Source organism: Nocardioides zeae (genome assembly GCF_010686755.1).
Classification (GTDB): Bacteria; Actinomycetota; Actinomycetes; order Propionibacteriales; family Nocardioidaceae; genus Nocardioides; species Nocardioides zeae.
Genome location: NZ_JAAGXA010000002.1, coordinates 248,712 through 260,854, shown reverse-complemented (window position 1 = coordinate 260,854; position 12,143 = coordinate 248,712). Strand labels below are relative to the sequence as shown.

The window sequence follows — 12,143 nt, the reverse complement described above, 5'->3', positions numbered from 1 at the left end:
CCGGGCGACCGGTGGCGTGCGGCACAATCTCACGGGTGATCCCGGACGACAGTCGATTCGAGTCGGACCCCGACGAGCTCCTGCCCGGTGACCCACCCCTGCCCGACGGTTGGGCGATCGACACAGTCGACCCCGCCGTGGACGCCGACGTCGTCCGGCTCGTGGAGCTGCTCCGCGGCCACGAGACCGCGGGGCGCGGCTGGGCCGGCGCGGACCGCGAGGGCGTGCTCGTCGAGATCTCCGACCTGGGCACCCGCACCCGCGAGAACGTGGTGGTGCGTGACACCGACGGCGTGATCCAGGCGTGGGGGAGCGTCCACGACCGCGCGGCGGGGCGCATGCTCTACGTCCACGTCGTCGCCCGCGACATCGACCACCGGATCGCCGGGGCCTGCTCCCGCGTGCTCTTCGCCTGGGCCGAGGGCCAGGCCCGCGAGGTCGGCGCCGCCCGTGGGCTGGCCGTGCAGCAGATCGACACCGGCGCGTTCGCCGACGACCCGCGGCAGCACGCGTGGCTGGCGGGGGCGGGCTTCGACCGGGTGCGGTCGTGGTGGCAGATGAGCCGTCCGGTGACGCCGGCGGAGTCCGGGCTGGTGCCCGACCCGGAGCGCTGGGAGAAGAACGGCGTGCTGTTCCGTGCCGTCGGCAGCGCCGACGACGGCATGCCGGACGAGGCCGACCTCCGCTCGGTGCACGAGGTGCTCGAGGGGGCCTTCACCGACCACTTCAACTCGCGGGAGGAGACCTTCGCGGAGTTCGTCCACCGGCTGCGGCAGGACCCGGGCCACCGGTGGGACCACTGGTGGCTGGCCGAGATCGTCGACGCCGGCGCCCCCGTCGCGGCCGGCGCGCTGGTCGCGACCGAGAGCATCTCCGACGACGGCCCGAACGGGTCCTACGTCGACTACCTGGGGGTGCTCTCCAACGCCCGCGGCCGGGGCGTCGCCAAGGGCCTCCTCCACACGGTGATCGCCGACGCCGCCGCGCGGGACCGCAACCGGGTGGGGCTCGAGGTCGACGCCGACTCGCCCACCGGCGCCGACGGGCTCTACACGTCGATGGGGTGGACCACGTCCTACATGACGCAGTCCTGGCACAAGGACGTCCCGGTGGAGGCGCCGGGCGCCGACGCCTGACGGCCGTGCCTCCCCGACCCGCCATGACCCTCACCAGCCTCGGCATGCCGGCCCTGCCGCCCCCCAGCGAGCCGACGTGGAAGCAGGCGTGGGACGCGGCGCTCTACGGCTCGGCGCGGGGATACCTGCGCTCCCACCCGCCGACACTGCTCCAGGCGCGGGAGGACGTGCTCGACCTGCTCGCCACCGAGGACCCGGCAGAGCTCGTGCTCCTCGGCTCCGTCGGTGCCCTGACGCCCGCGATCGCGCGGGCACTGCCGCGGGCGGAGATCCGCTTCGACCTGCGGGCGGGCTACACCGGCACGGTGCTCGCGGGCGACTGGCTCGCCCACGTGCCGACCCACGTCGTGCAGGTCGACGCCGACGGCTACCCCCGCATGGTGCACGTCGACCCGCTCAGCGGCCGGGAACGGCTCGGCGCCCGGCTCGCCGAGACCGGGGTGCCGCAGCAGGTGGGCCGGTGGCTCCAGGAGTGGTGGCCCGTCGCCGACCGGGGCACCGGGGCGCGCGCCGAGGTCGGTACGGCGCGCGACGCGGCTTGGCGCGACGTCGTCCGCAACCTGGGACCGGGGGGCCGGGCGATCGCGCTCGAGCCCGGGCACGTCCGCTCGACCCGGCCCGACCGGGGCAGCCTGCGGTCGCTGGGCCCGGTGGGCACCGAGGCGGCCGTGATCGTGCCGGACGGCTCGCGGGACATCGTGGCCGACGTCGCGCTCGACGCCGTCGCGGACGCCGCCGGCTCGGTCCTCGTCGACGACGACGGCCCGACCCGCGTGGTCCACCTGGCCTGACGTCTGGCGTCGCGCTGGGATGTCCGGCGCGGCGCGGCGCGGCGGAGGCTCGCGAGATGTGCGGCGGGGACAGGCCTGGCGCGATCCGAGCTGCACGAAGCGCACATCTCCCGTGGCGGTCCGGTGGCGGTCGGGCCCTGCTCGCCGGACGTCATGCGTGGCGGTGGCCCGGGGCACCGGACCGCATGACGTCCTGGGTACGGCGGGGGCTCGCCGGCGGCGTACCCGGTCCTCGTCGGCCCGCCGGATCCCGCGCTGGTCCGCCCTCTCCAGCAGCGCGGAATGTGCAACTGGGGCTGGTCCGCCCTGGCCAGCAGCGCGGAATGTGCAGCTGGGGCAGGTCCGCCGCGATCTGCGCTGCACCAGGCGCACAGTTCCGGCGCCGGTCGGGCCCGGGTCGCACCCCCGCCCGCCGGACGTCATGCGTGGCGGTGGCCCGGGGCACCGGACCGCATGACGTCCTGGGTACGGCGGGGGCTCGCCGGCGGCGTACCCGGTCCTCGTCGGCCCGCCGGATCCCGCGCTGGTCCGCCCTGGCCAGCAGCGCGGAATGTGCAGCTGGGGCTGGTCCGTCCTCACCAGTAGCGCGGAATGTGCAGCTGGGGCTGGTCCGCCGCGATCTGCGCTGCACCAGGCGCACAGTTCCGGCGCCGGTCGGGCCCGGGTCGCACCCCCGCCCGCCGGACGTCATGCGTGGCGGTGGCCCGAGGCGCTGGACCGCATGACGTCCCGGGTGGGTCAGCGCCGTACGACCCAGCCCGCCGCGCCCAGGTGAGGCAGGTCACGCCGGCGTTCGATTCTCACGCCTGGAATCACGGGCGTAACGTTCCCGTTGCACCACCGTGACCGCTCCCCGCGGCCACGGGAGTTCGAGACAACGTCCGGTACCCACACCGGCCCCGCGAGGGGTGGTCGGCGGGACGGGAACGAAAGGTTCGGACCATGTCGTCTGGCATGCCCTGCCCACGTCGCGTGGGCGTCATCGGCGCCGGCCGTGTCGGCGCCGTCGTCGCGGCGGCGCTGGCCGCCGCGGGCCACGAGGTCGTCGCCGCCTCCGGCGAGTCCGACGCGTCCCGGGACCGCGCTGCCGCCCTCCTCCCCGGCGTACCGCTCGACAAGCCCTCGGCCGTCGCCCGCGCCGCGGACCTCCTGCTCCTCACCGTTCCCGACGACATGCTCGGCAACGTGGTCGACGTGCTGACGGCCAGTGGCGCCATCCGCCCCGGCCAGGTCGTCGTCCACACCTCGGGCCGGCACGGCCTCGCCGCTCTCGAGCCGGCCCGCCTGGCCGGCGCCCGCGTGGTCGCGCTCCACCCGGCGATGACGTTCACCGGCACCGCGACGGACCTGCCCCGTGTCGCGGCGTGCGCGTACGGCGCGACCGCGGCCCCCGCCGACCGCCCGGTCGTCGAAGGTCTCGTGGCCGACCTCGGGGGCCGCGTCGTGTGGGTGCCGGAGGAGCGTCGGGCGCTGTACCACGCGGCACTCGCCCACGGCGCGAACCACCTCGTCACGCTCGTCGCCGAGGCGCGCGAGATCCTCGCCGCCAGCGCGGACGGCGTGACCGACCCCGCCGACGTGCTCCGTCCGTTGCTCGAGGCGGCCCTCGACAACGCGCTCCGCGCCGGCGACGCCGCCCTGACGGGTCCGGTCGTGCGGGGCGACGTCGGCACGGTCGCGACCCACCTCGACGAGATCGGCCGCGAGGCGCCCCAGGCCCTGGCGTCCTACCGCACGCTGGCGCGGGCCACCGTCGGTCGCGCCGCCACCGACGGCCGTCTGCTGCCCATCCGCGCCGCCCGCCTGCTGCAGGAGATCGACGCGCCCGAGCACGACGCCGCCCCGAGCGGCCGCGACACCACCCACCCGGGGCCGGAGGCCGTGCGATGACCACCGTCACCACCCCGGCGCTCGCGCCGACGCGGGCGGCCCTGCGCGCGGAGATCGCCGCCGTGCGTGCCCAGCGTGGCGGCGCGGGTCGCGTCGCGCTCGTCCCCACGATGGGTGCGTTGCACGTGGGTCACGCGGCGCTCATGCGGGAGGCCCGTGACCGGGTCGGCCCCGACGGCGTCGTCGTCGCGTCGGTCTTCGTCAACCCGCTCCAGTTCGGGCAGGGGGAGGACCTCGACCGCTACCCGCGCACCCTCGAGGCCGACCTCGCGGTCTGCGCCGAGCAGGGCGTCGACGTCGTGCTCGCCCCCGCGGTGGAGGAGGTCTACCCCGGCGGCGACCCGCAGGTCACCGTCGAGCCCGGCCCCCTCGCCACCCTCCTCGAGGGCGCGAGCCGCCCCGGTCACTTCCGCGGCGTGCTGACGGTCGTCGCCAAGCTGTTCGGGCTGGTCCAGCCCGACGTCGCCGTCTTCGGCCAGAAGGACTTCCAGCAGCTGACGCTGGTGCGCCGCATGGTCGCCGACCTCTGCCTGCCGGTCGAGGTCGTGGGCGCCGAGACCGTCCGCGAGCCCGACGGCCTCGCGCTCAGCTCCCGCAACCGCTACCTCGATCCCGAGCAGCGCCGCACGGCCGTCGTGCTCTCCCGCGCCCTCCACGCGGCGCGCGAGCACGCGACGTACGGCGCGGGAGCCGCCCGCGAGGCCGCTCTCGCCGTCGTCGCGGACACGCCCGGGGTGGAGCTCGACTACCTCGTCGTCACGGAGGCGGACCTCGCCGACGTCGACGGCACCCGGGAGGACGTCCGCGAGGGACGCGTCCTCGTGGCGGCCCGGCTGGGCGCCACCCGGCTCCTCGACAACCTGCCGATCACGATCCACCCGACGCCCCCGAGCGAGGAGAGCCGCTGATGCTCCGCACCATGATGAAGAGCAAGATCCACCGCGCGACCGTGACGCAGGCGGACCTGCACTACGTGGGCTCCGTGACGGTGGACGAGGACCTGCTCGACGCCGCCGACCTGCTGCCCGGCGAGCTCGTGCACATCGTCGACATCACGAACGGCGCGCGCCTGGAGACGTACACGATCGCGGGCGAGCGGGGCTCCGGCGTCATCGGCATCAACGGTGCCGCCGCCCGTCTCGTGCAGCCGGGCGACCTGGTCATCCTCATCGCCTACGCGCAGGTGACGACGCAGGAGGCGAAGGAGCTGAAGCCCCACGTCGTGTTCGTCGACGCCGACAACAAGGTGCTCGCCACGGGCTTCGACCCGGCGGAGGCGATCGCCGGTTCCGGTCTCGTCCGCGGCGACACCCTCGCGGCTCGCTGAGCGCGCACCGCACACTGTCCCGGTGACCGCGTCCCGCCCGCTCGACCCCGGCACCCCGCAGCCCGGCCCGCAGCCCGGCCCGCAGCCCGGCCCGCAGCCCCGGCTGCCGCGCCGTCTCAGCGCGGCCGCCCCGGGGTGGACGGCGCGCGCGGACGTCGTCGTGGTCGGCTCCGGCATCGCCGGCCTCACCGCGGCGTTGCGCGCCCACGCCGCGGGCGTCGGCTCGGTGCTCGTCGTGACCAAGGACGTGCTGAGCGCCGGCTCGACGCAGTGGGCGCAGGGCGGCATCGCCGCGGCCCTCGGCCCGGGCGACACCCCGCACGAGCACGAGGTCGACACGCTCGTGGCGGGTGCGGGTGCCTGCGACCCCGCGGCGGTCCGGGCGCTCGTCACGGAGGGACCGGCCGCGGTGCGCGAGCTGATCGCCCTGGGGGCGGTCTTCGACCAGGGCACCGACGGCGAGCTGTCCCTGACCCGAGAGGGCGGGCACCACCGTGACCGCATCGCCCACGCGGGCGGCGACGCCACCGGGGCCGAGATCCAGCGTGCGCTCGTCGCCGCGATCGAGGCGGCGCCGGAGATCGAGGTCGTCCACCACGCGCACGCGGTCGACCTGCTGCTGGGCGAGCCCGACGCCGAGGGCCGCCGTCCGGTCGCGGGCCTGACCCTCCACGTGATGGGCGAGGGGCAGCGCGACGGGATCGGGGCGGTCCACGCGCGGGCCGTCGTGCTCGCCTCGGGCGGGCTCGGCCAGGTCTTCAGCCAGACGACGAACCCGGCGGTCTCGACGGGCGACGGGCTGGCGCTGGCGCTGCGGGCGGGCGCCGTGGTGCGGGACGTGGAGTTCGTGCAGTTCCACCCGACGGTCATGTACCTCGGCCCCGACTCGCGCGGCCAGCAGCCGCTCATCTCCGAGGCCGTGCGTGGCGAGGGGGCGTTCCTCGTGGACGACGCGGGGGAGCGGTTCATGCTCGGCGAGCACGAGCTGGCCGACCTCGCGCCCCGCGACGTGGTCGCGAAGGCGATCACCCGCCGCATGCACGCCACGGGCCGCCCCCACGTCTGGCTCGACGCCCGGCACCTCGGTCGTGCGTTCTGGGAGCGTCGCTTCCCGACGATCCTCGCCACCTGCGAGCGGCACGGGGTGGATCCCGCCGTCGACCTCGTCCCGGTGGCCCCCGCGTGCCACTACGCCTCGGGCGGCATCGCGACCGACCTGTGGGGCCGCAGCAGCGTGCCCGGCCTCTACGCGACGGGCGAGGTCGCCTGCTCCGGCGTGCACGGGGCCAACCGGCTCGCGTCCAACTCGCTGCTCGAGGGGCTCGTCTTCGCACGGCGCATCGCCGAGGTGCTGCCGGGCGACCTGGAGCGGCTCCCCACGGTCGCGCCGGACGGAGCCCGCGACGTACCGTCCGGCCTCGCCGACCCCGACCGCCGCCGTGACCTCCAGGAGACGATGACCGCGCAGGTCGGCGTGCTGCGCACGGCGGACGGCCTCGTCGCGGCGGGTGCGCGCATCGCCGAGCTCGCGGCGGACGGTCCCGATGACGTGCCGGCCGAGCTGGCCGCCTGGGAGACCACGAACCTCCTCACCGTCGCGGCGGCGCTGACGGCGGCGGCGACGCTGCGGGAGGAGACCCGCGGCTCGCACTGGCGCGACGACCACCCCGCCCGCGACGACCGGCGCTGGGCGGGCCACGTCGACGTCACCCTCGACGACGAGGGCGCCGTCGCCGTCCTCTTCCGACCGGCCCCGCCGAGCGACGCGCCGGCGTCGCTGGCTCCCGCCGCCGAGACCAGCCCCACCCAGCCGACCCCGGAGATCGTGTGAGCACCCCGCTGACCACCACCCCGTACGACGCGCTCCCGCCCCCGCTGGTCGCCGAGCTCGAGGCGGCGGGCCTCGACCCGCGGGCCACGTACGCCGCCGTCGTCGCCGCCCTCGTCGAGGACGTGCCCGACGGGGACGTGACGAGCCTGGCCACGATCCCGGTCGACGCACGGGGCACGGCCGACTTCGGGGCGCGGGAAGCCGGCACCGTGGCAGGTCTCGTGCTGGCGGAGCTGGCCTTCCGGGCGGTGCTGGGCGACGACGTCGAGGTGACGGGCCGCGTGCCGGACGGCACGGCGGTGACCGCCGGTGACGCCGTGATGAGCGTCGCGGGTCCGACCCGGGGCCTGTTGACGGCGGAGCGCGTGGCGCTCAACTACGCGTGCCACCTCTCGGGCGTCGCCACGGCGACGGCCGCGTGGGTGGCGGCGCTCGAGGGCACCGACGCCCGGGTGCTCGACACCCGCAAGACGCTGCCGGGCCTGCGGGCGCTGCAGAAGTACGCCGTGCGCTGCGGTGGGGGCGTCAACCACCGGTTCAGCCTCTCCGACGTCGCGATGGTGAAGGACAACCACGTCGTCGCGGCGGGCGGCGTGGTGCCGGCGTTCGAGGCGGTGCGCGCGACGTACCCCGACCTCCACGTCGTCGTCGAGGTGACCGATCTGCAGCAGCTGCGCGACCTGCTCGTCGCCGGCTGCACGTGGGTGCTGCTCGACAACATGGACGCCGCGACGATGACCGCGGCCGTCGCCCTCAACGAGGAGCTGACCCAGGGGCGCGCGACGCTGGAGGCGTCGGGCGGCCTGACGATCGAGCGGGCGCGCGAGGTCGCCGCGACGGGGGTCGACTACATCTCGGTCGGCGCGTTGACGCACTCGGTGAAGGTCTTCGACCTCGGCCTCGACCTCCGGGGCTGAGCGGTGGGCACCGCGTCGCCGGCGCCCCCGCGGAGCCGCCTGCTCTGCGTCGACATCGGCAACACCCGCACGGTGCTGGGGCTCTTCGACGGCGCCACGCCGGTGACGGACTGGCGCGTCGCGACGGACGAGCGGCGCACGGCCGACGAGTGGGCGGCGCTGCTGGGGTCCCTCGTCGGGACCCGCACCGCGGGTGGGCTCGCCGCGCTGGAGGGCGTCGCGATCGCCTCGACGGTGCCGGGAGTGCTGCACGAGTGGCGGGAGATGCTCGAGCGGCACCTCCCGGACGTGCCCCACGTGGTCGTCGGGCCGGGGATCCGCACCGGCATCCCGGTGCTCGTCGACAACCCGCGCGAGGTCGGCGCCGACCGCATCGTCAACGCGCTCGCCGCGGCCACCCACCACGCGGAGCCCGGGCGGCCCGTCGTCGTCGTCGACCTCGGCACCGCCACCACGGTGGACGTGGTCAACGAGAAGGGCCAGTACGTCGGCGGCCTCATCGCTCCCGGCATCGAGGTGTCGGCCGAGGCCCTGGACCGGCGCACGGCCCAGCTGCGTCGCGTCGAGCTGGTGCGGCCCCGCTCCGTCATCGCGCGCAACACCGTCGAGGCCATCCAGTCGGGGCTCTACTTCGGTGTGCTCGCCCAGGTGGAGGGCCTCGTCGCACGGGTGGCGGCCGAGATCGGCCGCGGTGTGGACGAGACCACCGTCGTGGCGACGGGATATCTCGCCCCGATGATCAGTGCCGAGTGCACGGGAATCGATCGCCACGATCCCTGGCTCACGCTCCGCGGTCTCGAGCTCGTATTCCGCCGCAACGTCGGCTGATATTCGGCGGGTCGCCTTTCTCGAGATTCTCTTTCCGGAAAGGGAATCGGTGGGGCGCCGTGCTTTCCTCCGTCCTGGTCTGCAATAGTCTGCGGGACGATATCCCCCGATATCCGGCGATCGCAGTGATCTGCGGAAAGTGAAGGCGTCATGGCACAGAAGGTCCACATCGTCCTCGTCGACGACATCGACGGTTCCGAGGCCACCGAGACGGTCACGTTCGGTCTCGACGGCGTCACCTACGAGATCGACCTCAACGACGAGCACGCCGCTGCGCTGCGGGACGCGGTCGCGCCGTACGTCGGCCACGCGCGCCGCGCCGGCGGCCAGCGGCGCCAGCGCTCCACCTCGCGCTCCGCGGCGGCGGCGACCGACGGGCCGAGCACCAAGGAGGTCCGCGAGTGGGCGCGCGAGAACGGGTGGGACGTGCCCGACCGCGGTCGCGTCTCCTCCGAGATCCGTGAGGCGTACGACGCCGCGCACTGAGCGCCGCACCTGACGGTGTCCACGGGGGTCTGTTCGCTCTGAGCAGACCCCCGTGGAGTCGTCGGGGGGAACACGTAGGCTGGGCGAAGAGTTGATCTGCGGTGTACGGGCGACTGCCGAGAGCGGTCGACCGGCCCACCTTGCGGCGCCCCGGCGCCGCGAAATGAGAAGGATCGAGGCGCACATGTTCGAGCGGTTCACTGACCGAGCCCGTCGGGTTGTCGTGCTGGCCCAAGAAGAGGCCCGCATGCTCTCCCACAACTACATCGGCACCGAGCACATCCTGCTCGGCCTGATCCACGAGGGCGAGGGTGTCGCGGCGAAGGCCCTGGAGAGCCTCGACATCTCGCTGGAGGCGGTCCGCGCCCAGGTCGAGGAGATCATCGGCCAGGGTCAGCAGGCGCCCAGCGGGCACATCCCGTTCACCCCCCGAGCCAAGAAGGTGCTCGAGCTGTCGCTGCGCGAGGCGCTGCAGCTCGGTCACTCGTACATCGGCACGGAGCACATCCTGCTCGGCCTGATCCGCGAGGGCGAGGGTGTCGCCGCGCAGGTCCTGCAGAAGCTCGGTGCCGACCTCAACCGCGTGCGGCAGCAGGTCATCCAGCTGCTCAGCGGTTTCCAGGGCAAGGAGAGCGCCGGTGCGGCGGCCGCGACGGGCGGCAGCGGCAGCGAGGCCCCCTCCTCCTCCCTCGTGCTCGACCAGTTCGGGCGCAACCTCACCCAGGCGGCCCGCGAGGGCAAGCTCGACCCGGTGATCGGCCGCGGCAGCGAGATCGAGCGGGTCATGCAGATCCTCTCGCGGCGCACGAAGAACAACCCGGTCCTCATCGGCGAGCCCGGCGTCGGCAAGACGACGGTCGTCGAGGGCCTCGCCCAGGACATCGTCAAGGGCAACGTGCCGGAGACGCTGAAGGACAAGCACATCTACACGCTCGACCTCGGCGCCCTGGTCGCCGGCTCGCGCTACCGCGGTGACTTCGAGGAGCGCCTCAAGAAGGTGCTGAAGGAGATCCGCACCCGCGGCGACATCGTGCTGTTCATCGACGAGATCCACACCCTCGTCGGCGCCGGTGCGGCCGAGGGCGCGATCGACGCCGCCAGCATCCTCAAGCCGATGCTGGCCCGGGGCGAGCTCCAGACGATCGGTGCGACGACGCTGGACGAGTACCGGAAGTACGTCGAGAAGGACGCCGCGCTCGAGCGCCGGTTCCAGCCGATCCAGGTGGCCGAGCCCTCCATCGCCCACACGATCGAGATGCTCAAGGGCCTGCGCGACCGCTACGAGGCGCACCACCGGGTCACCATCACCGACGAGGCGCTGGTCTCGGCGGCGACGCTGGCCGACCGCTACATCTCCGACCGGTTCCTGCCGGACAAGGCGATCGACCTCATCGACGAGGCCGGCTCGCGCCTGCGCATCAAGCGCATGACGGCGCCCGCCGACCTGAAGGAGTACGACGAGAAGATCGCCGACGTCCGCGTCCGCAAGGAGGCCGCGATCGACGGCCAGGACTTCGAGGCCGCCGCCGCGCTCCGCGACGAGGAGAAGCAGCTCATCCTGAAGAAGGCCGACCGCGAGAAGCAGTGGCGTGCCGGCGACATGGACGAGGTCGCCGAGGTCGACGAGGAGCTGATCGCCGAGGTGCTGGCGGTCGCGACGGGCATCCCGATCGTCAAGCTCAGCGAGGAGGAGTCCAGCCGCCTCCTCAAGATGGAGGACGAGCTCCACAAGCGCGTCATCGGCCAGGAGGAGGCCGTCAGGGCCCTCTCCCGGGCCATCCGTCGCACGCGTGCCGGCCTCAAGGACCCGAAGCGTCCCGGTGGTTCGTTCATCTTCGCCGGTCCGTCCGGTGTCGGTAAGACGTGGCTGTCGAAGACGCTGGCCGAGTTCCTCTTCGGTGACGAGGACGCGCTGATCCAGCTCGACATGAGCGAGTTCGGCGAGAAGCACACGGTGTCGCGGCTCTTCGGTTCCCCGCCCGGATACGTGGGTTACGAAGAGGGCGGGCAGCTCACCGAGAAGGTGCGGCGCAAGCCGTTCTCGGTCGTGCTCTTCGACGAGGTCGAGAAGGCGCACCCGGATATCTTCAACTCGCTCCTGCAGATCCTCGAGGAGGGTCGACTCACCGATTCCCAGGGTCGGGTCGTCGACTTCAAGAACACGGTCATCATCATGACGACCAACCTCGGCACGCGGGACATCGCGAAGGGCGTCAACCTCGGTTTCTCGCAGACCGGTGACGCAGCGGGTTCCTACGACCGCATGAAGTCGAAGGTGTCGGAGGAGCTCAAGCAGCACTTCCGTCCCGAGTTCCTCAACCGTGTCGACGAGATCATCGTGTTCCCGCCCCTGAACCAGGAGCAGATCATCGCGATGGTCGACAACATGATCGCCAACGTCGACAAGCGCCTGAAGGACCGCGACATGTCGGTCGAGCTCACGCAGACCGCGAAGGACCTGCTCGCCAAGCGGGGCTTCGACCCGGTGCTGGGTGCGCGTCCGCTGCGTCGCACGATCCAGCGCGAGATCGAGGACGCCCTGGCCGAGAAGATGCTCTTCGGCGAGGTCGGCCCCGGCCAGATCGTGCTGATCGACGTCGAGGGCGAGGGTCCGACCGCGACCTTCACCTTCGAGGGCCAGAAGGTCGGTGCGCTCCCCGACGTGCCCCCGTTCGAGACGGCGGACATGGCGAAGGGCGACCCGACGGCGGAGACCGAGGGACCGATCGACATCGAGAAGCGCCCCGAGGAGTGACCCGCTCCTGAACGACCGGACGGCCCGCACGCGACCAGCGTGCGGGCCGTTCGTCGTTGGTGGCTACCGCCGCCGCCGCGGGACGTCATGCGAGCCGGTGGTCGGGGGCGTCGCTCCGCATGACGTCCGCGAGGTGGGGCGGTTGCCGCCGCCGCGGGACGTCATGCGAGCCGGTGGTCGGG

Annotated in this window: 10 protein-coding genes; all 10 read left to right on the top strand. The window is 73.7% G+C overall.

Translation table 11 applies throughout. The features are described from left to right. Nucleotides 1-35: 35 nt before the first annotated feature. The 10 genes from G3T38_RS22495 (at nucleotide 36) to G3T38_RS04490 (ending at nucleotide 11,961) form a co-directional block, all read left to right on the top strand. Nucleotides 36-1,136 (top strand): GNAT family N-acetyltransferase, encoded by a 1,101-nt coding sequence (locus tag G3T38_RS22495; protein WP_206675780.1) that lies wholly within the window; start codon nucleotides 36-38, stop codon nucleotides 1,134-1,136. A 23-nt stretch (nucleotides 1,137-1,159) separates the two neighbouring features. Then, nucleotides 1,160-1,927 (top strand): hypothetical protein, encoded by a 768-nt coding sequence (locus G3T38_RS04530; RefSeq protein ID WP_163770880.1) that lies wholly within the window; start codon nucleotides 1,160-1,162, stop codon nucleotides 1,925-1,927. Nucleotides 1,928-2,869: 942 nt separating this feature from the next. Further along, nucleotides 2,870-3,817 carry a Rossmann-like and DUF2520 domain-containing protein gene (locus G3T38_RS04525; RefSeq protein WP_241728466.1) on the top strand — a complete coding sequence of 316 codons (948 nt, stop codon included), beginning with the start codon at nucleotides 2,870-2,872 and terminating at the stop codon, nucleotides 3,815-3,817. Continuing rightward, complete coding sequence (gene panC / locus G3T38_RS04520; protein ID WP_163770879.1) at nucleotides 3,814-4,725, top strand: pantoate--beta-alanine ligase; 912 nt, start codon at nucleotides 3,814-3,816, stop codon at nucleotides 4,723-4,725. Before G3T38_RS04525 ends, panC begins: the two co-directional genes overlap by 4 nt. After that, complete coding sequence (gene panD / locus G3T38_RS04515; RefSeq protein WP_163770878.1) at nucleotides 4,725-5,144, top strand: aspartate 1-decarboxylase; 420 nt, start codon at nucleotides 4,725-4,727, stop codon at nucleotides 5,142-5,144. Before panC ends, panD begins: the two co-directional genes overlap by 1 nt. A gap of 22 nt (nucleotides 5,145-5,166) precedes the next feature. Beyond that, entirely contained in the window at nucleotides 5,167-6,975 is a 1,809-nt protein-coding gene (locus tag G3T38_RS04510) for an L-aspartate oxidase (RefSeq protein ID WP_338037467.1), read from the top strand. Next, the gene (gene nadC / locus G3T38_RS04505) at nucleotides 6,972-7,892 is read left to right on the top strand and encodes a carboxylating nicotinate-nucleotide diphosphorylase (RefSeq protein WP_163770877.1); all 921 of its coding nucleotides are present in this window, start codon (nucleotides 6,972-6,974) and stop codon (nucleotides 7,890-7,892) included. Before G3T38_RS04510 ends, nadC begins: the two co-directional genes overlap by 4 nt. 3 nt (nucleotides 7,893-7,895) lie before the next feature. After that, nucleotides 7,896-8,720 carry a type III pantothenate kinase gene (locus tag G3T38_RS04500; RefSeq protein WP_338037466.1) on the top strand — a complete coding sequence of 275 codons (825 nt, stop codon included), beginning with the start codon at nucleotides 7,896-7,898 and terminating at the stop codon, nucleotides 8,718-8,720. Nucleotides 8,721-8,870: 150 nt separating this feature from the next. After that, nucleotides 8,871-9,206 (top strand): histone-like nucleoid-structuring protein Lsr2, encoded by a 336-nt coding sequence (locus tag G3T38_RS04495; RefSeq protein WP_163770876.1) that lies wholly within the window; start codon nucleotides 8,871-8,873, stop codon nucleotides 9,204-9,206. Nucleotides 9,207-9,390: 184 nt separating this feature from the next. Continuing rightward, nucleotides 9,391-11,961: an ATP-dependent Clp protease ATP-binding subunit gene (locus G3T38_RS04490; RefSeq protein WP_163770875.1), complete on the top strand. Its 2,571-nt coding sequence runs from the start codon at nucleotides 9,391-9,393 to the stop codon at nucleotides 11,959-11,961. Nucleotides 11,962-12,143 lie beyond the last annotated feature (182 nt).

Excerpts from the sequence above, each read along its gene's own strand:
- G3T38_RS04490 (WP_163770875.1), top strand. The coding sequence starts at position 9,391 with ATGTTCGAGCGGTTCACTGACCGAGCCCGTCGGGTTGTCGTGCTGGCC.
- G3T38_RS04525 (WP_241728466.1), top strand. The coding sequence starts at position 2,870 with ATGTCGTCTGGCATGCCCTGCCCACGTCGCGTGGGCGTCATCGGCGCC.
- panC (WP_163770879.1), top strand. The coding sequence starts at position 3,814 with ATGACCACCGTCACCACCCCGGCGCTCGCGCCGACGCGGGCGGCCCTG.
- G3T38_RS04495 (WP_163770876.1), top strand. The coding sequence starts at position 8,871 with ATGGCACAGAAGGTCCACATCGTCCTCGTCGACGACATCGACGGTTCC.
- G3T38_RS04530 (WP_163770880.1), top strand. The coding sequence starts at position 1,160 with ATGACCCTCACCAGCCTCGGCATGCCGGCCCTGCCGCCCCCCAGCGAG.
- panD (WP_163770878.1), top strand. The coding sequence starts at position 4,725 with ATGCTCCGCACCATGATGAAGAGCAAGATCCACCGCGCGACCGTGACG.